Below are 18,776 nucleotides of genomic sequence, written 5' to 3'. Positions count from 1 at the left end.
CGGCTCGAGCTGACGGCCTGCGCCAGAGGCCCATCAGGCAGGACGTCTAACTCGTGGGCGAGGCACCGGGCGAAGTCGCCGGACAGGTGTCGAGGAGCGGCTGCCATGTGCCGTTCACATCCGCGGCGGTCAGTGCCCGCCCACCGGCCACCTCGTCGAGAACGTCGGCTGCCCGGTTCAATGCCGTCTTGAGCGTCGCGTCACTCGCCTGACGTGCGACTGGACGGAGATCACGAGCCCAGGCCTGGAAATAGGCAGCCTTCGCCGCGCTTGTCGCACCCGGCTTGCCGTTGCCTTTGTAGGCCGCCTCCGCCGCCTGCACGTAGGCGAGCCGCTCCGGCGCGTCGCCGTTCGAGTACCGCTCATAGATTGTGCGGAAGTCGCGACAGACCGGCACGGTGTTGTCAGCCGTGGCCGGGTCCACCGATGCTGTGCCGCAGCCGGCCGGAAACAGCCCGAGGAGCATCACAGCAGGCGTCACAAGCCAGCGGCGCATCCGATCCACCCTCTCCAAGATCGGACACAGGCTAGCCGACCTCGGAGTGATACTTGACGACCCGGACGTCTGCACGGGCCGATCGAGGAGACGGAGGTGAGCGACCGTGGACTCCTCGGAGCGGCTGGCCCGGGTCAAGCACCTGTTGGCCGGCTTGGCGGGGCCGTACGGCAACGAGCACCTGTGGACGTTTGTGGACGTGCTCGACGGCGTCGAGATGTTCGACAAGGTGTTCGCGTTCCTCGGGGAATGCGGAGTGGTCGATTCGGTGAGCAGGTTCGGTAGCCCGCCCCAGGCGCCACAGAATGCCGCGCAGCTGCACGGCCGGCTGTCGGAGCTGGACCAGGAGACCGCCTTGGCGGTGCTGGTAGGGATCTCATCCGTAACGCTCGCGTACCAGACGAAGGGGCGCTACTCCGAGGGCAGAGCGCGAGAGCTGTTCGGCCGGCTGGCAGATCTGCTGGGGCCTCAGACGCGCTGGTGGTCGAACACCGAGGACGTCACAAGCTGGGATCCGGTCACCCGGCACACGATGGATGCCCTGGTGATCGGCGCGGGTGGCGGTGTCCTCGTCGTGGTCCTGGCCGTCGACGAGGACTGAGCGAGGTCGGGAGAGCACATGGAAATCACGTCTGGTGGTACCCCCGGGCCCCGACTTGCCGACCGTCTGGCCGCTCTCGACAACAACCTCTATGGCCGCCTCCAGCAGGCCCCGAAGGCGAAGATCCTGGCTGAGATGTTCGTGCGTGCCGGGTGGCGTGCCCGTGCCAGCTCGTGGAACGAGTACGAGGTCGAGCACGATTGGGTGTGCATCGAACTGGTCGAGCCGTCACCGGATGAATGCCTCTTCAGCGGCGTCGTCGATCCCTCCCGCGTGGACGAGCTCGGTGCCATCCTCGCGGGTTTCGGCCTGCGCTACTCGATCGAGCTGTGGAGCGCGGACCGGACAAGCCTCCTGCGAGAACTCGCCGGGTGACCGGCGGCCGCCCACTGCGCCGGGCCGGCCTTGACCGATCGGTAAGGTCGTCCGCGTGGCTGATGCGGTCGTGATTCCCGGCGCCCGGTTCGGACCGGGCGCTCCCCTGCTGATGTATTCCGGCGATGTGGCTGAGCAGCGTGGCGCATCGGTACATCGGCACTCGTGGTCCCGGGAGCTTCCCGAACTCGATCAGCCGGAGATCGAGGGCTGGGTCGGCGGTGAGATCGATCCGCTGATCGACACCATCGGCGGCCGCCCACTGCTGATCGGCAAGTCGCTCGGCACGAATGCGGCAGCAATCGCCGCCGAGAGATCCCTGCCCGCCGTGTGGCTCACGCCACTGCTCACCCTGCCCTGGGTTGTTGCTGCCCTGAGCCGTGCGACCGCGCCGTTCCTGCTCGTGGGTGGCACCGCCGACAGGGTGTGGGACGGCGCGGTGGCCCGCCGGTTGACACCCCACGTGTTGGAGGTGGAGGGCGCGGATCACGGGTTGTACGTGCCCGGTCCACTAACCGATTCCGTCGCCGTTCTCGGTCGAGTCGTGGTCGCCGTGGAGGAGTTCCTCGACGCGATCGGCTGGCCGAGCTAGGCAGCGGGCCGCAGCAACGTCGAGGGCCCTGTTCAGGGAGCGGCTCGATTGAGGCTCGCCTACGCGCCACAGGTGGACCATGTCAGACCGCCGCACCGGTCACGGGCGGCAAGTCACGCCGCCGCTTCCCAGCCGTCGTAGTCGGCATGATGGCGCTCGGCCAGAGCCTCGAACAGGTCGACGCTCTCCCGGACGAACTGTGGCGTCAACACCACGTGCGTCTCGCACGCCACGGTCCAGCTGCCCGGGTACTCGGGGAGAGGCTGACGCACCTGAGCCTCGAACCCGTGGGTGCGGGCCTCGGCAGCGATGAGCCGCCCGATGTCGTCCGAAGGGGCGTAGAGGTAGAAGATGACATGCCGCGGCTGCGACAGATCCGCTGCCCGCTTCGCGATCTCGTTCATGAGCAGCAGGTCCCGATACTTGACGCCGAGTCTCGGTGAGCGGTCATCGAGATCGACAAGTTCGTCTTCGCGGCTGCGCTTGAACTTGCTGAAGAGACCCATCGGCTGCTCCACGTACTGGTTCTCCCTGCGGGCCGCATGACCGTACATGAACCCGGGTCACCCCTGAGCCGTCCAAGGCGTGAACCACCAGGGCTCCCCGGCGATGTCGGGCGCCCCCGCACCGGACACGATGAGCCCGGACCCATCCGCGAAGCGGATTTCCAGGTCGCCTGCCTCACTCACCCGAGCCCGCTCCACCGTCAGGCTGTTCAGGTCGAGCAGCCCGCATACGTCTGCCGAAGGCGGTAACGCTTCGCCCGACTCGGAAGGCGGCCGAACCTGCCACCGGCTGTCAAGGTAGAGCCGAGCCTCACGCGACGGGCCGCGGCCACCGTCGGCGAAGGTGATGAACGGCCAAGCCTGCCGCTCACCGACCTCCACGACCACGCAACCCGCAAGCTCATCCGGATGCACGTTCCTACCCACCCCAGAAGCCTCCCAGAGCAGGCCGGCGACGAGAACCAATCCTCGACGCCGTCGCTGAGGTCGAGGTCGTCACCGACGACGCCGACGTGCAGCGGGTGATCTCGTGGGACCTTGACGAGGTCCACCTCGATGCGCTGCCGGACCTTCTGCCCCCGCCAGAGCCACCGGCGCCTTACCCCGGCCAACTCGAAATCTTCCAGCCGCGCCGCTCACCACTCATCCCGAGACTCCCGTGAAACCACCTTGTGGCCCGGGTGGCCCGGCGGCCGAGGCGGCTGCTCAAGCCTTGTGAGGCGGTTCCGGCCACGCGCTGTCCCAGCTCGCCCAAACATCGACCTCGTCAGCCGAAGCCAGACCCATTGCCAGCAGCAGAGAGATGACAGCGACCAGTCGGGTGAAGACCACAACCGAGGAGCCGTACAAGCCCTCGCCTATGCCCGTGACGACCAGACCGCGAGCAAGGCCGCGGCCCGCAGCGCGGAGGGCCTCGGCGTACTCCGGCTCGGTTGACCCGAGCGTGACTTCATCACACGGAACAGAGAGCGCAACGGGCATCGGATGGAGATCGAGCTGGACTCCCGGAGAGTCGGTAGCACGCGCCATCAGCAAGCCATACGAAGACGGGTGCCCCAGACGGCCCCGGTACTCAACGCCGACGACGCCAACCTCGGCCGGCATCGGACCGTCGCTGCCGGTCCACGCGATCAGGCTGGAAAACTCCCGCCGCCGAAACTCCCTGAGCATGGGCCGCACCGTAGCGGAATGTTGTAAGCCTGGTGGCCCTGGATTAACAGAAGATCACGGACGGCTCGTCACGGTAGTCCGCCCCTGTTCAGGTCGTCCGCCGCTGTCTGGTCGCGTCGGGTTTGGCCGGCCGCCTTGGCTGTACGAATGGCTGTACGGCTTGCGGGATGGTTCCGTGCGCGGCGGGAGGAAGGGTGGCAATCAACAAGCGAGGCAGTAGGCCCATCGTTGTCGATGGCAAGGGCTATCGCTGGTTGATCCGTAGGAAGCCGACGTACAGCCAAGGCTTGACCTGGTCGCCGCTGAGCTTCGCCGTTGACCGAACGGACGCGCCTGGCTGCGCCACCCTCATCGTCCGGTCAGCGTCCCCTCGTCCAGACAACTGGATGAACGCCGCCGCATCTCCCGTGCTGCCTTCGGCCGTCGCCAGCGCCATACGCCAAGCGCTTGAGCGCGGATGGCAGCCGGGCCATCCCGGATCGCCGTTCGTGCTGACTCTCGGGTGAGATGGAACAATTCGGCAACCGACGCGGTGAGTACGCGAAGCGCCTTCGTCGGCCGGCTCCGGGGGCGGCACTCTTCTGGCCGCCCCCGTGCCTGGTCGAATCCTTGCCGATACCGCAGCAGCGGCGTCACCCCGGCGCCGGCCACGCCTCGGCTCAAGCCTCAGCCGACGAGCGAAAGTCTCATCCCTGCAAGACGCGCCGCGGCTTGAACCGGCGAACCTCCTGCGGCCAGCCGCATGCCTCCGCGATTTTGCCGGCCCATATCCGGGCGGTCGCCTCATCCGGCACGTCCACGATGGTCAGGCCACCCAGGAACTCCTTGCTCTCGACATAGGGTCCGTCGGTGAAGACCACCGCACCGCTTGTGGCGTCTGCGCTGAAGACCGGGCCGTCCTCTTCCTCCAGGCCCCCGGCGAAGACGAAAGCCCCGGCGGCCTTGATCTCATCAACAACCGCCCTGGCGAGTGGACCGCGCCCGCGGAACCACTCCTCGGTGTGGTCACCCACCCACTGCTGGTTGAAGTAGATGAGGTACTCAGGCATGTCCGCTCCCTCTGACCGTCCCCGGACCCGACGTCCGTCTCTGCAGACGCTACGAACGGCATCCGGCCGATCCGACACTCGCCAGCTTGATTTCTGTCAACCGGTCAACCGTCGCACTCACACCGGCAGGACAGAACGTTTCGTCGGCGGCTCCTGCCGGGCTTTTTGGCGTAACCGATCTTGGAAGGTCGAAGGCCCTGGCTCGGACTCGCGTCCTGGCCAGGGCCTTTCGCGTGGAGCGGGTGACGGGAATCGAACCCGCACTGTCAGCTGGGAATTGTCGATATCCGCCTGTCTACTGGGTCGGCGGCTTGGTCTCGGCGGACCCTCGCGGCATCAGCTGACCCCTGCTGTCCCGGCTCAATGGCACGCTAATGGCACGCGGCTGCGCTGCTCGGCAATGGCCGTCGGATCATGCTCGGCTACCGTGGGATCCGTGTTGGGCGATACGCAATCGACAGGCGGGGCTGGGAGACGGGGCGGCGATGAGCGCTGAACAACGAATCGAACACGCCCAGCTGCTCTACGAACGAGCCGTCTTCGGCGGCGACGCCGACGCGCTGGGGATCGCCGAGCGGGAACTGGACGGAGTCGAGGCAGATCTCGCCCTGGCCCGTGGCCGGATCCTTCATGCGCGGTTCCTTGAAGACGGTAACGAAGATCCACACGAGCTAGCGCTATTCGAGCGTGCGGCGCAGCTGTATCAACTGCTCGGGGACGTGCGCGGCGAGGCCGAGGCGCTGTTCTGGGTCGGCACCTTCCACCAAGTGGTCAGGCGTGACAATGACGGCGCCGTTCCGCCTCTTGCGCGGTCGTACGAGCTGGCGACGCAAGCCGGTGACAAGCTGACGCTGTCGTATGCGGTTCGGCACCTCGGCTTTGCGAACATGGCCGCCGGAGCCGGTAGTAGGGCGCGTGAGCAGTTGGAGGAATCTGTACGGCTTCGCCGGGAAATCGGGTTCTCAGCCGGCGTCGCCGCGGGCTTGCTTGCGCTGGCCTACCTGACCGCCGGAGAGGGGCAACGCGACGACGCGCTGGCGCTGGTCGAGGAGGCAAGCGCGATCGCGGAGGCCTGCGATGCACAGGGTGTTCTCCGGCGGCTGGAGGAGGCACGGACGCAGCTGTAGGCGTCCGCCGATCGTTTTGTGCCCCGGACAACGCGCTGCACGCGACGCTGCGGGCGGACCGGAAGAGGGCCAGGAAGTCGTCCGGCGGCGCGGCCAAGGGCAAGGACCAGGCGGGCAGCGGGAGGGGCAAGAAGCGGCCGGCGGCCGGGAATCACCAGGGCTAATGGCACGCTAATGGCACGTCGCGTGATTGCCGATCTTGGAACATCGAAGGCCCTGGCTGGGACTATCGTCCTGGCCAGGGCCTTTCGCGTGGAGCGGGTGACGGGAATCGAACCCGCACTGTCAGCTTGGGAAGCTGATGTTCTGCCATTGAACTACACCCGCAGGCGGCACCACTGTACCTGAGGTCACCACCCCCGTGCACCCAGGTACCCCGCGCGTCGACCACACGCCCGCCGGGGGCACAGCGCCGCGGCCAGCACGAAGAAGTTTCCCCACGGCAACATATGGCCGTTCTCAAATCTGTCGATCGGATGTAACGTCTCCTCCACGTTCTCCGACCGGGCGTGACATACCCCCTGTCATGCCCGCAGAAAGAGGTGGGCCCATGGGACTCCGTCCCAACCTGCTGACCCGGCGTACCGCCGGTGTCGCGTCGACGACGCTGGCGCTGCTGCTCAGCACCGCCGCCGTAGGCGTCGTCCCCGCAGCCTCGGCCTTCTCGGCCGCCCCGTCCGGTTCCTGCGTCGAGCCCGCCGACGTCCACTCGGACGCGCGGGTGAAGAAGGGCGGCCACGCCAAGCTGGACCCGAACGCGCTGACCGCCAAGCAGGTCCGCGAGCGCGAGGCGGACCTCACCGCCGCGCTGGGCGAGCGGGCCAGGTTCCGCGCCGGCGCCGGTGCCGCCGCCCCGCTCGCCACGGTCACCATCCCCGTCGTCGTCCACGTCATCCAGCGGGACAGCACCCGGGCCGGCGGCAACATCCCGGACTCGATGGTGACCCAGCAGATCGCCGTGCTGAACACCGCGTACGCCGGTGGCACCGGTGGCGCCCCGACCGCCTTCAGCTTCCAGCTCACCAAGGTGCACCACGTCACCAACGCCGCCTGGTACCCGATCGTGCAGGGTTCCTCGGCCGAGCGCTCGATGAAGACCTCGCTGCGCGAGGGCGGAAAGAACACGCTCAACCTCTACCTGGGCGAGCTGAGCGACGACCTGCTCGGCTGGGCGACCTTCCCGCAGCGCAAGCTGAGCAGCATGGACGGCGTGGTCGCGCTGAGCGAGTCGCTGCCGGGCGGCACGGCGACCAACTACAACCAGGGCGACACCGGCACCCACGAGGTCGGCCACTGGCTGAACCTCTACCACACCTTCCAGGGTGGCTGCTCGGGCTCGGGCGACAGCGTCTCCGACACCCCGGCCGAGGCCTCGCCGGCCTTCGAGTGCCCGACCGGCCGCGACACCTGCACCACCGCCGGCCTGGACCCGATCACCAACTTCATGGACTACACCTACGACTCGTGCATGTACCAGTTCACCCCTGGTCAGGCGAGCCGCATGCTGACCGCGTGGAACGCCTACCGCGCGGCCTGACCGTCCCGCACCACACGCCGGTGCCGGTCCCGTCCTCGGACAGGGCCGGCACCGGCGTTTTCCGCGGGGTTCAGGCCGCCGGGCGGCGGGTGTCGAAGCCGTGCCGGCCGCGGCGGCCCTCCGGGGCGAGCGGGTCACGGCGGGCGGGTGCGGTCGCCCGCGGGTCGAGCCAGACGCGCACCTCCGGCCGGCCGGCACCGGGGCGGGCCGCCTGGTCGCGGCGGGTCAGCATCGCCACGTCGACGGTGAACTCGAACAACCGCCAGTCGCCCTGCGGCGCGGCCCGGCCGATGCGGGCCAGCCGGGCGACGGTCGCCGGATCGGTCACCGGGCGCGCCCGACCGGCCACGTAGGCCTCGTCGTCGCTCTCCTCCGGTGGGAAGGAGTGCAGGGCGTAGCGGCCGTCGCGTTCGAGGTCGCGGCGCTTGGGTGAGTCGATGACGAAGCACCAGAGGCCGTCGTCGGTGAGGACCGGGGAGACCGGGTGCACGCGCGGGCCGCCGTCGGCGCGGACCGTGGCGAGGTAGCCGAAACCCGGCCCGTACTGCTGCAACAGGAGGCGGATCTCGTCGGCGAGTCGGGGCTCGTCGGCGGCGAATTCGGACCAGGAAGCCATGCGGACATTCTATCGAACAGGTGTACGAAGATGTAGTCCGACACGCAGGTCACCCGTACCGGTCGCTATGGTGTTCCGATGCTGCTCTCCGACCGCGACCTGGTCTCCGAGATCAAGGCGGGCACGCTCGCGCTGGAGCCCTTCGAGCCCACGCTGGTGCAGCCGTCCAGCATCGACGTCCGTCTGGACCGCCTGTTCCGCGTCTTCAACAACCATCTCTACACACACATCGACCCGTCCGTGCAGCAGGACGACCTCACCTCGATGGTGGAGGTGGCCGAGGGCCAGCCGTTCGTGCTGCACCCGGGCGAGTTCGTGCTCGCCTCCACGCTGGAGGTGATCTCGCTGGGCGACCAGCTCGCCGGGCGCCTGGAGGGCAAGTCCAGCCTGGGCCGGCTCGGCCTGCTCACCCACTCCACCGCCGGCTTCATCGACCCCGGCTTCTCCGGTCACGTCACGCTGGAACTGTCCAACGTGGCGAACCTGCCGATCACGCTCTGGCCGGGCATGAAGATCGGCCAGCTCTGCATCTTCCGGCTCTCGTCGCCGGCCGAGCACCCGTACGGCTCGGCCGTCTACGGTTCGCGCTACCAGGGGCAGCGCGGCCCCACCCCGAGCCGGTCCTGGCAGAACTGGCGGACCTGGCCGACCCGCTGACCGACCGGCACGCCGGAACGGCGCAGGGACCCCCGCGGCACGGGAGCCCCTGCGGACCGGTCAGCCCGGGCGGCCGTAGCTGTTGATCTGGCCGTCGTCGACGCGCTTCATGGTGATCGGCTTGCCGGACTGGGAGGCGTGCACCACCCAGCCGTCACCGACGTACATACCGACGTGGTGCAGGTCGCTGTAGTAGAAGACGAGATCACCGGCGCGCAGCTCGCTCCGGCTCACCCGCCTGGTCACGTCGTGCTGCTGCCGTGCGTTGTGCGGCAGCGAGACGCCGGCCTTGGCCCAGGCCGCCATGGTGAGGCCGGAGCAGTCGTAGTGGTCCGGCCCGGCGGCGCCCCAGACGTAGATCTTGCCGATCTGGGCGCAGGCGAACTTGACCGCGACGCCGGCCGGGCCACCGGGGTAGCCGGCGGGGCACGGCGCCGGTCGCAGCGGGCCGCCGCCACCGTTGCCGTAGACCTTGAGGCGCAGCTTCTGCAGCTTGGCGATCTCGGCGTCGATCTGCTTCTTCTTGGCCGCGAGCTGGGCCTCGGTGCGCGCCAGCCCGGCGATCATCTCGTCGAGCGGCCGCTTCTTGGCCGCGAGGTCGTCGCGCAGCTCGGCGACGGCGCGTACCTGCTGCTGCTGGCGGTTCGCGAAGCGGTCGAGCAGGGCGAGGCCGTCGACCAGGTCGCTCGGCGACCGGCTGCCCAGCAGGGCGTTGACGGTGGAGAGGTTGTTGTCGCCCTTGTAGGCGTCGGCGGCGAGCCCGCCCACCTGACCGAGGGCGGCGTCCACCCGGGCCTGGAGCGGGGCGATCTGCTTGGCCAGCGCGTCGGCCTGCTTCCGCTTGGCGGCGAGCTGCTCGCGGGTGGCGTTGACCTGTTCGATGATCGGTTCGAGCTTGTTCCAGTCCTCGTCGATCTGGCGCTCGATCTCGGCGACCGACGGGTCGGCGTGTGCCGCCGTGGCGCCGCCGGTCAGGACGACGGCGGTGCCCACCAGAGCGGCGAGGGCGGTGGTGAAGCGGGACCAGCGGGAACGCGGCGCAGCCGTCGAGCGGTCGACCGACCGGCCCGACGGTGGCCGCGGGGCATGGTGTGCCACCGGGCTTCCGTACTCCTTCTTCCTGGCCGCCTACCGGGTTAGCTGACGGGTTCGGGCGGGAAGGGAGCCGCCCTACCGCAGTGGCTGCGGATTCACCCCAGGTACCTGGGTCCCCGGTTCGCCCGCGGGCGACTCGGCGGTGTCGGACCGTCACCACCCGGGATGGACGGTGAAACCGCCGGTCGACGATTGACCAGAGTAGAGAGCGTCGTTATCGTTCCGCAACCCAAAGCGCCGTGACACACCGTACGTGAAGGTTTTCTTCACGAGAGATTACTTGCTGGAAAGGTATTGACCCGGAGGGTGCGCGGGGTGAGGGTGGGGACGCAGTGACCCCCATCCCTGTCTGGAGGTTCGATGCACCTCACACCCCCGCCGTCGGGCAGACGGATGCTGCTGGCAGCCGCTGTCGCGGCTGCCACCGCACTCGTGGCGACCGGATCGGTCGCCGCCGAACCGCTCACCACCCAACCCGCCACCGACCGCCAGGACCAGTACGCCGCCGCCGCGGCGGAGTACGGCGTGCCGCAGAGCGTCCTGCTCGGCGTCTCGTACCTGGAGTCCCGCTGGGACACCCACCCGGGCCAGCCGAGCACCAGCGGCGGCTACGGCCCGATGCACCTCACCGACGCCGAACACGTCCTCGCGACCCCGGCCAGCGGCCACGTCGACGAGGACGAGGACCCGCGGGGCGACGACTCGCGTCCGCTCACCCTCGACCCGGCCGTCGCGGCCGCGCCGACGGAGGACGTGCTGCCGCAGGCCTCCCTGCAGACGCTCGACGCCGCCGCGGCGCTCACCGGCCTCGCCGAGGAGACGCTGCGCACGGACGCCTCCGCGAACATCCGGGGCGGGGCGGCGCTGCTCGCCTCGTACCAGAAGCAGTTGGATGCTCCGGTCGGCGCCGCCACCGACCCGGCGGCCTGGTACGGCGCGGTGGCCCGCTACTCCGGCGCGGACACCGAGGACGCGGCGGCGGCCTTCGCGGACGAGGTCTACGACCAGCTCGGCCTGGGCGCGAGCCGGACCACCGACGACGGCCAGCGGGTGACCCTGGCCGCCACCACGGTGACGCCGGACCAGTCCGGGCTGCACAAGCTGGGCCTGCGCCGCGCCGAGCGGCCGGACGGCCTGGAGTGCCCGGTCCGGCTCGCCTGCGAGTGGATCCCGGCCCCCTACAAGCAGCTCAGCGCGGACCCGGGGGACTACGGCAACCACGACCTCGGGAACCGGCCGGCCCAGCAGAAGATCGAGTACATCGTCATCCACGACACCGAGGGCTACTTCGGCCCGAGCGTGAACCTGGTGAAGGACCCGACCTACCTGGGCTGGCACTACACGCTGCGTTCGGTGGACGGCTACGTCGCCCAGCACATCAAGGCCAAGGACGTCGGCTGGCACGCCGGCAACTGGTACGTCAACGCCAAGTCCATCGGGCTGGAGCACGAGGGCTTCGCCGGGCACGGCACCTGGTACACCGAGGCGATGTACCGGGCCTCGGCCAAGCTGGTCCGGCACCTGGCGCTGAAGTTCCAGATCCCGCTGGACCGGCAGCACATCATCGGCCACGACAACGTGCCCGGCACCACCGCCGGCACCGTGGCCGGCATGCACTGGGACCCGGGCCCGTACTGGGACTGGTCGCACTACTTCGACCTCATGAAGGCGCCGTTCCACTCCACCGGCACGCCGCACACCGGCCTGGTCACCATCGACCCGGACTTCGCCACCAACCAGCCCGCCTTCACCGGTTGCAACCAGCAGCCGCCGGGCGTGCCGAAGCCCACGCCGCCGGCCGCGCCGTGCCCGCTGCGCGGCTCGTCGGCGGTCATCCTGCGGACGGCGCCGAGCGCGACCGCCCCGCTGGTCAACGACCTCGGTCTGCGACCGAACGGCACGCCGGACACCATGTACATCTCCGACCACGGCGCCCGCGCCTCGGCCGGCCAGACGTACGCCCTCGCGGACATCCAGGGTGACTGGACCGCCATCTGGTACCTCAACCAGAAGGCCTGGTTCTACAACCCGGCCTCCGCGCCGACGGCCAAGTGGGCGAACGGCTTCGTGGTGACCCCCAAGGCCGGGAAGACCACCATCCCGGTGTACGGGCGCGCCTACCCCGAGCGGGCGGCCTACCCGGCCGGGGTGCCGTACCAGACCATCTCCCCGTTGCAGTACTCCCTCTCCGCGGGCCAGCGGTACGCGGTCGGCGGGGTCCTGCCGGGCGAGTACTACCGGGCCGTCACCTTCGACGGCTCGGCGCCGGGTGACTGGACGGTCATCCGCGGCGAGAACCGGTACGTGCAGATCCAGTTCGGGCACCGCGTGATGTTCGTGAACCTCGACGACGTCCAGATCCAGCCCGCCTCCGTCGGCGGACCCGCCTGACCGACCTGACGACGAAGGCCCCCGGTCCGCGTGGACCGGGGGCCTTCGTTCTGCTCGGGGTGGATCAGTACGGCCTGCGGTAGCCGGCGACCGGCATGTAGCCCACCTTGGAGACCTGGACCGGTTTCCCGGTTCGGGGCGCGTGCACCATCAGCCCGTTGCCGAGGTAGAGCCCGACATGGTGCAGGTCGCTGTAGAAGAAGACCAGGTCACCCGGTCGGGCGTCGCTGGACGCGATCTTCCTGCCCTCGTTCCACTGCGCGCCGGTGAAGTGGGTCAGCGAGATGCCCGCCGCCTTGTAGGCGTACTGGGTGAGGCCGGAGCAGTCGAACGAGTTCGGACCGGTGGCGCCCCACACGTACGGGTCACCGACCTGCGCGCAGGCCGTCTTGATCGCGGTGCGTGCGGCGCTGCTCACCACACCGTCGATGGCCGGGCAGCCGTCCGGGCGGATCGAGGTCACCGGCAGCATCGCGGTCAGCCGCTTGATCTCGGAGTCGATCTGCTTCTTCTTCGCCGCCAGCTCGTTGCTCTGCTTCTGCTCGGTGGCGATCAGCGCGTCCAGCTTCTGCTTCTGCCGGTTGTACTTGTCGCGCACCGCGAGCACCCCGGCGATCTGCTTGCGCTGGTCGTCGGCGAGGCGGTCGAGGATGACCAGCTGCTCGGCGAGCGTGCCGGGCTTGGTGTTCACCAGCAGGGCGCCGAGGTCCTGGGACGGGCCCTGGATGTAGTACCGGGCGGCGATGTCGCCGACCTTGTTCATGGCGAGCGCCGACTCCAGCTCCAGCGGCGCCATCTTCTTCTCGAGGTCGGCCGACTTCTTCTTGTTGACCTTGAGCTGGGCGCGCACCTTGTTGTACTGCTCGATCGTGGGCTCGAGCTGCTCCCACTGCTTGTCGATCTGCGCGTCGATCTCGTCCACCGACGGCGCCGCGTGCGCCGGGGCCGTCAGCATCCCGGCGCCGACCGCGACGGCTGCGACCAGGGTGAGGAGACGGCGTACCACCCGGCGCATCCCGGCCGGTCGGACGGGCGGCTGGCTCGGGGCGTGACGATCAGGGGGCATGGTTGCCACCGGCACGGACTCCTTTGCAACCGACCGCCGGGCGCCTCGCGAGAGGGAAGGTCGAGGCAGACGACCCACAGCGGTCGGTGCCCCACATTAGGGAAGGCACCGGGGTGGAATCAAGGCGACCTTTGGTTCAATCACGTCTGCGCAACCGCTTGCGTACCAAGGGTATTCATTCACTTGCCAACGATTGCCGTCAATACGTCGTCGAGCGTCACCACGCCCAGGGGTCGACGGCCGTCGCTCACCAGCACCATGTGCCGCCGCTCGCGGCGCATCGAGAGCAACAGGTCGGCCAGCGTACGGTCGGGCGGGACCACGGCCAGCGGCCGGTAGATGCCGGCCGGCACCGGTGCCCGGCGGCTGGCGCCCGCGTAGCCCAGCACGTCCTTCACGTGGACGAAACCGAGCACCCGCCGGGTGGACCGCTGCACCACCGGGAAACGGGACCGGCCGGTGCGGGTGGCCAGCACCTCCAGCGACGCCGGTGAGACGTCCTCGGCCACCGTGGTCACCGTCGACCACGGTTGCAGGGCGTCGGCGGCCGTCCGGCTGTGCAGGGCCAGCGCGCCGGTGATCCGGGCGTGCTCCTCGGCGTCCAGCAACCCCTCGGTACGCGCCTGCGAGACCAGGCCGGCCAGTTCCTCCGCCGTGAACACGGTCTTCACGGCGTCGGTCGCCTCGACCCGCCACAGCCACAGCACCTGCCGGGCCGACCACTTCATGGCCAGCAGCAGCGGCTTGGTGCCCAGGCAGAACGCGAGCATGGCCGGGCCGAGCCAGAGCGCGGACGGTTCCGGACCGGCCAGGGTGATGTTCTTCGGCACCATCTCGCCGACGACGGTGTGCAGGAAGACCACCACACCGAGGGCGATCACGAAGGCCACCGGGTGCACCGCCGAGGCGGGCAGGCCGAGCGCCTCGAACGGGGTCTCCAGCAGGTGGGCCAGCGCCGGCTCGGCGATCGCGCCGAGCCCCAGCGAGCAGACCGTGATGCCGAGCTGCGCCCCGGCGATCATCAGCGGGATCTGGTTCATCGCCGACAGTGCCCAGCGGGCCCGCTTCGAGGTGGCCGCCAGCGGTTCGAGCACCGTGCGGCGGGAGGCGATCAGGGCGAACTCGCTGCCCACGAAGAAGGCGTTGCCGAGCAGCAGCACGAGGGCGATCAGCAGCTCACTCACCGTCGTCGGGCTCCTCCGGGCGGACCACCCGGACCTGCTCGATCCGGTGCCGGTCGACCTCGACCACGGTGAACTCGTACCCGGCCTCCTCGACCGTCTCGCCCGGCACCGGGATGTGCCCCAGCCGGGCCATCAGGAAGCCGGCCAGGGTCTCGTACGGCCCCTCGGGCAGCCGGAAACCGGTCTGCTCGACCAGTTCGTCCTCGCGGAGCACGCCGTCGACCAGCACGGTGCGCTCGCCGCCCGGCACGGTCAGCTCGACCGGCCCGGCATCGTCGACCGCGGCCGGGTCGAACTCGTCGGCGATCTCACCGACCAGCTCCTCGACCAGGTCCTCCACGGTCACCACGCCGTCGGTGCCGCCGTACTCGTCGACCACGATGGCGAGGTCGGCGCCGGCATCCTTCAACGCGGCCAGCACGCCGTCGAGGTCGAGGCTCTCCGGGACGTACACCGGCTCGCGGGCCACCGCGGCGACCGTCGTGGCGGCCCGGCGGGCCAGCGGCACGCCGAGCGCGTCGGGCACCCCGGCCACGCCGGTGACCAGGTCCAGCGTCTCCTCGTAGACCGGGAACCGGGTGCGGCCGGTCTGCCGGGACAGGTCCAGCAGCTCGGCGACCGTGGCGGTGGCCCGCAGCGCGATCACGTCGACCCGCGGCGTCATGGCCTCGGCGGCCCGCTTGTCGCCGAACCGGATGGTGCGCCGCAGCAGCATCGCGGTGTCCGGTGGCAGCGCCCCGGCCCGGGCCGAGATGGCGGCGAGCAGGCCCAGCTCCTCCGGTGACCGGGCGCTGGCCAACTCCTCCTGCGGCTCCACGCCGAGGCGCCGGACCAGCCGGTTGGCCGAGTCGTTGAGCAGCCGGATCAGCCAGCCGAAGGTGCGGGAGAAGGTGCGCATCGGCCCGGCGGTGCCGAGCGCGGTAGGCATCGGCCGGGCCAGCGCGAGGTTCTTCGGCACCAGCTCGCCGAAGAGCATCGAGATGAGGGTGGCCAGCGCCAGGGCGAGCAGGCCGGAGAACCGTTCGGCCCCGCCGACCGGGCGCAGCAGCGGGGCGAAGAGCCGGGCCAGCGCCGGCTCGGCCAGGTAGCCGGTGAGCAGCGCGGTGATCGTGATGCCGAGCTGGGCGCCGGAGAGCTGGAAGGACAGCTCGCGCAGCGCCCGGCGTACCGTGGCGGCCCGACCGTCGCCCTCGCCGGCCCGCCGGTCGATCTCCGCCCGGTCGACGGTGACCAGGGCGAACTCGGCCGCGACGAAGAACGCGTTGCCGGCGGTCAGCAGCACGAAGCCGACCAGGGGCAACAGCGTGGTAACCAGCAGGCCGTCGATGAGCGCGATTGTTCCACGGGCCGGCAGCCGGCACGAACCCGCGACCGACGACGGCGGCGGCACCCGCCTCGGGTGCCGCCGCCGTCGTGGTTCAGCTGTGCCGGGGTACGCCTCAGCCGGCGACCGTCTCGGTCTCCTTCTCGCCCGCCGGGGCGTCCGGCTTGACCGAGCGGAGCAGCACGCTCGCCACGTCGACCACCTCGACCTGCTCGCCGGCGCCCTTCCCGTTGACCCCGTCGTTGAGCATCGTCGAGCAGAACGGGCAGCCGACCGCGATGGTCTTCGCGCCGGTGGACATGGCCTCCTCGACCCGGTCCACGTTGATCCGCTTGCCGATCTTCTCCTCCATCCACATCCGGGCGCCGCCGGCACCGCAGCAGAAGGAGCGCTCGCTGTTGCGCGGCATCTCGGTCAGCCCGCCCTGGATGGCGTCGCCGAGCACCTCGCGGGGCGCGGCGAAGACCCGGTTGTGCCGGCCCAGGTAGCAGGGGTCGTGGTAGGTCACGCCGCCGTCGACCGGCTGCACCGGGGTGAGCTTGCCGGCGGCCACCAGGTGGGCCAGCAGCTGGGTGTGGTGCACGACCTCGAACTCGCCACCGAGCTGGCCGTACTCGTTGCCCAGGGTGTTGAAGCAGTGCGGGCAGGTGGCGACGATCTTGCGCTTGCTCTTCTCCCGGCCCTCGAACGCCTCGTTCAGCGTCTCGACGTTCTGCTGGGCGAGCATCTGGAAGACGAACTCGTTGCCGATCCGGCGGGCCGGGTCACCCGAGCAGGTCTCGCCCTCGCCGAGGATGGCGAAGGAGACGCCGGCCTCGTTGAGCAGCGTGGCGACCGCGCGGGTGGTCTTCTTGGCCCGGTCCTCGAACGCGCCGGCGCAGCCGACCCAGAACAGGTACTCGAAGTCGTCGACCTCGCCGACCCGCGGCACCTCGAAGCCGAGGCCCTTGGTCCAGTCCTCGCGGGTGTTCTGCGGGGCGCCCCACGGGTTGCCCTTGTTCTCCAGGTTGCGGAGCATCACGCCGGCCTCGGACGGGAAGCTCGACTCGATCAGCACCTGGTAGCGACGCATGTCGACGATGTGGTCGACGTGCTCGATGTCCACCGGGCACTGCTCGACGCAGGCGCCGCAGGTGGTGCAGGACCAGAGCACGTCCGGGTCGATGACACCGCCCTCCTCGGCGGTGCCGATCAGCGGCCGGTCGGCCTCGGCCATGGCCAGCACGTCGACGCCCGCCAGCTGCTCCTGGGTGGCCTTCTCCTCGCCGGTCAGGTCCTTGCCCCCACCGGCCAGCAGATACGGCGCCTTGGCGTACGCGTGGTCGCGCAGGCTCAGCACGAGCAGCTTCGGCGACAGGGGCTTGCCGGTGTTCCAGGCCGGGCACTGCGACTGGCAGCGGCCGCACTCGGTGCAGGTGCTGAAGTCCAGCAGGCCCTTCCAGGTGAACTGCTCGACCTGGGCGACGCCGAACTGGTCCTTCTCGGGGTCGGCCTCCTCGAAGTCGAGCGGCTTGCCCTCGCTCGTCATGGGGCGCAGCGGGCCGAGACCGGAGCCGGCCGGCTTCTCCGGGTCGCGCTTGAAGAAGATGTTCGGGAACGCCAGGAAGCGGTGCCAGGCCACACCCATGGTGACGTTCAGCGAGATCACGATGAGCCAGGTCATCGAGATGGCGATCTTGATGAGGGCGGCGACGCTGACGCCGGCCGTCCAGGCCGGGAGCGCGGCGCCGACCGCGTGGCTCAGCGGGGTGGCCCAGACCGGGTACTCGAAGTGATCGGTGGCGACCTTGAAGCCGCGGATCACGAAGCCGAAGATCAGGACCAGCAGCACGACCCACTCGACGAAGTAGCCCTGCCACATGGTCGAGCCGGTGAACCGGGAGCGCCCGCCCGGCCGGGTGGGCCGGTTGCGCAGCCGGATCCCCATCAGCACCAGGATGCCGGCCAGACCCAGGATCCCGATCCACTCGGTGGCCAGACCGAAGATCGTCCAGTGCCCGATGATCGGCAGCCCGCCACCGGGCGTGACCACCTCGAAGTACGCCTCGAGCACCAGCAGCGACAGCACGATGAAGCCGACCATCACGAACCAGTGCGCCGCGCCCACCACGCTCCACTTGAGCATGCGGGTGTGGCCGGCGGTCTCCACCAGCATCTTCGTGGTGCGGGCGCCCTTATCGGCGAACCGCTCCGGCGCGGGCTGGCCGAGCCGGATGACGGCCGTCATCTTCATGACCGCGCGCACCGCAAGCCACACCGCCACGGCGGTGACGGCGGCTGCGAGGATCGTGGTGACGATCTGGACGCTGCCCATCGAGTTGGCCTCCCGGTCTGCTGCTTGTCAGTGCAGCCTACGCGCAAGGTTACCCAGCAGTAACGTGAGTCATCTCGCACCGGCCACGCCGCCCTGCCGACACCTTAGGGGCAGCGGGCGCCGGGCGCCGGTCAGGGGCGTCCCGGCGTGACCTACGCCGTGGGCGCAGGGCGGCGGAGCCGGTCGGGATCAGCGCCAGCGAGAGAGCAGGATCAGCGAGGAGACCATCGCGCCGAAGCCCACCGCGAGGTTCCAGTAGCCCCACGTCGCGACCGGGTAGGCCTGCTCGGAGAGGTAGTAGACGACCAGCCAGCCGATGCCGACCACGATCAACGCGACCGCGGTGATCGGCAGCCAGACCGGGCTAGGCTTGCGCGTCGCCGCCGTCGCCGTCGGACGCACGTCCGTCGGCGGGGTGTACACCTTCTTCTTGCGGACCTGAGACTTGGGCACGACGCTCTCCAGAGGGGGGTACGACCTCGTCCGGCCTGACAACCGGGCGCGGGGGCGACGGTCCATGGCCAATAATGTTCGACAGCTAGCGTAGTCCGGACGGACGGTCCAGGCCACGAATGGGGTCAGGCCGGTGCACGCAGTGACCGAAAAGGGTGGGACTTTTCGGGTCGAGCACACCGGTCCGCGCCGTTGCGGGCCGGAACGAGACGACGGGGAAGGG

General features: G+C 69.8%; 19 protein-coding genes, 1 tRNA gene and 1 riboswitch. Of the genes, 7 read left to right on the top strand and 13 right to left on the bottom strand.

The window, feature by feature from the left end:
* Nucleotides 1-46: 46 nt before the first annotated feature.
* The gene (locus tag GCE86_RS26050) at nucleotides 47-496 is read right to left on the bottom strand and encodes a hypothetical protein (RefSeq protein ID WP_154229346.1); all 450 of its coding nucleotides are present in this window, start codon (nucleotides 494-496) and stop codon (nucleotides 47-49) included.
* A gap of 106 nt (nucleotides 497-602) precedes the next feature.
* Here GCE86_RS26050 and GCE86_RS26045 point away from each other — a divergent pair, with 106 nt between their 5' ends.
* From GCE86_RS26045 to GCE86_RS26035, 3 genes are read left to right on the top strand one after another with little or no spacing between them, the layout of a single operon-like run.
* The gene (locus GCE86_RS26045) at nucleotides 603-1,097 is read left to right on the top strand and encodes a hypothetical protein (protein ID WP_154229345.1); all 495 of its coding nucleotides are present in this window, start codon (nucleotides 603-605) and stop codon (nucleotides 1,095-1,097) included.
* Nucleotides 1,098-1,115: 18 nt separating this feature from the next.
* Nucleotides 1,116-1,472 carry a hypothetical protein gene (locus tag GCE86_RS26040; RefSeq protein ID WP_154229344.1) on the top strand — a complete coding sequence of 119 codons (357 nt, stop codon included), beginning with the start codon at nucleotides 1,116-1,118 and terminating at the stop codon, nucleotides 1,470-1,472.
* A gap of 55 nt (nucleotides 1,473-1,527) precedes the next feature.
* A complete protein-coding gene (locus GCE86_RS26035; protein WP_244317080.1) occupies nucleotides 1,528-2,064 on the top strand; it encodes an alpha/beta fold hydrolase in 537 nt (178 codons plus the stop codon).
* A 113-nt stretch (nucleotides 2,065-2,177) separates the two neighbouring features.
* Here GCE86_RS26035 and GCE86_RS26030 read toward each other — a convergent pair whose 3' ends face one another.
* From GCE86_RS26030 to GCE86_RS26015, 4 genes are all read right to left on the bottom strand, one after another.
* Complete coding sequence (locus tag GCE86_RS26030; protein ID WP_163636699.1) at nucleotides 2,178-2,582, bottom strand: ribonuclease E inhibitor RraB; 405 nt, start codon at nucleotides 2,580-2,582, stop codon at nucleotides 2,178-2,180.
* 45 nt (nucleotides 2,583-2,627) lie between these two features.
* A complete protein-coding gene (locus GCE86_RS26025; RefSeq protein ID WP_154229342.1) occupies nucleotides 2,628-2,984 on the bottom strand; it encodes a hypothetical protein in 357 nt (118 codons plus the stop codon).
* A gap of 291 nt (nucleotides 2,985-3,275) precedes the next feature.
* Nucleotides 3,276-3,740, bottom strand: coding sequence for a hypothetical protein (locus GCE86_RS26020; protein WP_154229341.1), 465 nt, complete (start codon nucleotides 3,738-3,740; stop codon nucleotides 3,276-3,278).
* 686 nt (nucleotides 3,741-4,426) lie between these two features.
* Nucleotides 4,427-4,789, bottom strand: coding sequence for a YciI family protein (locus GCE86_RS26015; protein ID WP_154229340.1), 363 nt, complete (start codon nucleotides 4,787-4,789; stop codon nucleotides 4,427-4,429).
* Between the two features lie 485 nt (nucleotides 4,790-5,274).
* Between GCE86_RS26015 and GCE86_RS26010 the strand changes: the two genes are divergently transcribed.
* Nucleotides 5,275-5,916, top strand: coding sequence for a tetratricopeptide repeat protein (locus tag GCE86_RS26010; protein ID WP_154229339.1), 642 nt, complete (start codon nucleotides 5,275-5,277; stop codon nucleotides 5,914-5,916).
* A gap of 253 nt (nucleotides 5,917-6,169) precedes the next feature.
* Here the strand turns inward: GCE86_RS26010 and GCE86_RS26005 are convergent.
* Nucleotides 6,170-6,243: transfer RNA gene (locus GCE86_RS26005), tRNA-Gly, on the bottom strand.
* A 223-nt stretch (nucleotides 6,244-6,466) separates the two neighbouring features.
* Here GCE86_RS26005 and GCE86_RS26000 point away from each other — a divergent pair.
* Entirely contained in the window at nucleotides 6,467-7,453 is a 987-nt protein-coding gene (locus GCE86_RS26000) for a zinc metalloprotease (RefSeq protein WP_154229338.1), read from the top strand.
* Between the two features lie 70 nt (nucleotides 7,454-7,523).
* Here GCE86_RS26000 and GCE86_RS25995 read toward each other — a convergent pair whose 3' ends face one another.
* Nucleotides 7,524-8,069, bottom strand: coding sequence for a pyridoxamine 5'-phosphate oxidase family protein (locus tag GCE86_RS25995; protein ID WP_154229337.1), 546 nt, complete (start codon nucleotides 8,067-8,069; stop codon nucleotides 7,524-7,526).
* A 78-nt stretch (nucleotides 8,070-8,147) separates the two neighbouring features.
* Here GCE86_RS25995 and dcd point away from each other — a divergent pair, with 78 nt between their 5' ends.
* Nucleotides 8,148-8,726: a dCTP deaminase gene (gene dcd, locus GCE86_RS25990; RefSeq protein ID WP_091316093.1), complete on the top strand. Its 579-nt coding sequence runs from the start codon at nucleotides 8,148-8,150 to the stop codon at nucleotides 8,724-8,726.
* 60 nt (nucleotides 8,727-8,786) lie between these two features.
* On the opposite strand, the gene GCE86_RS25985 is transcribed toward dcd, so the two are convergent.
* A complete protein-coding gene (locus GCE86_RS25985; RefSeq protein WP_154229336.1) occupies nucleotides 8,787-9,824 on the bottom strand; it encodes a C40 family peptidase in 1,038 nt (345 codons plus the stop codon).
* 13 nt (nucleotides 9,825-9,837) lie between these two features.
* Nucleotides 9,838-9,973: riboswitch (cyclic di-AMP (ydaO/yuaA leader) on the bottom strand.
* 208 nt (nucleotides 9,974-10,181) lie between these two features.
* Between GCE86_RS25985 and GCE86_RS25980 the strand changes: the two genes are divergently transcribed.
* Nucleotides 10,182-12,212, top strand: a complete 2,031-nt coding sequence (locus GCE86_RS25980; RefSeq protein ID WP_154229335.1) for an N-acetylmuramoyl-L-alanine amidase — start codon at nucleotides 10,182-10,184, stop codon at nucleotides 12,210-12,212.
* A 64-nt stretch (nucleotides 12,213-12,276) separates the two neighbouring features.
* On the opposite strand, the gene GCE86_RS25975 is transcribed toward GCE86_RS25980, so the two are convergent.
* The 5 genes from GCE86_RS25975 to GCE86_RS25955 all read right to left on the bottom strand — a co-directional run bounded on the left by GCE86_RS25975 (nucleotide 12,277) and on the right by GCE86_RS25955 (nucleotide 18,553).
* A complete protein-coding gene (locus tag GCE86_RS25975) occupies nucleotides 12,277-13,293 on the bottom strand; it encodes an NlpC/P60 family protein (RefSeq protein ID WP_425280842.1) in 1,017 nt (338 codons plus the stop codon).
* 164 nt (nucleotides 13,294-13,457) lie between these two features.
* Nucleotides 13,458-14,462: a hemolysin family protein gene (locus GCE86_RS25970; RefSeq protein ID WP_154229333.1), complete on the bottom strand. Its 1,005-nt coding sequence runs from the start codon at nucleotides 14,460-14,462 to the stop codon at nucleotides 13,458-13,460.
* The gene (locus GCE86_RS25965) at nucleotides 14,455-15,762 is read right to left on the bottom strand and encodes a hemolysin family protein (RefSeq protein ID WP_154230677.1); all 1,308 of its coding nucleotides are present in this window, start codon (nucleotides 15,760-15,762) and stop codon (nucleotides 14,455-14,457) included. Before GCE86_RS25965 ends, GCE86_RS25970 begins: the two co-directional genes overlap by 8 nt.
* A 139-nt stretch (nucleotides 15,763-15,901) precedes the next feature.
* Nucleotides 15,902-18,100, bottom strand: a complete 2,199-nt coding sequence (locus GCE86_RS25960) for a (Fe-S)-binding protein (protein WP_154229332.1) — start codon at nucleotides 18,098-18,100, stop codon at nucleotides 15,902-15,904.
* Between the two features lie 189 nt (nucleotides 18,101-18,289).
* Nucleotides 18,290-18,553 (bottom strand): cell division protein CrgA, encoded by a 264-nt coding sequence (locus tag GCE86_RS25955; protein WP_091264673.1) that lies wholly within the window; start codon nucleotides 18,551-18,553, stop codon nucleotides 18,290-18,292.
* Nucleotides 18,554-18,776: the final 223 nt, after the last annotated feature.

Origin of the sequence: Micromonospora terminaliae, from assembly GCF_009671205.1 — a bacterium.
Taxonomy (GTDB): Bacteria; Actinomycetota; Actinomycetes; order Mycobacteriales; family Micromonosporaceae; genus Micromonospora; species Micromonospora terminaliae.
This window is presented reverse-complemented; position numbering and strand designations above follow the sequence as displayed.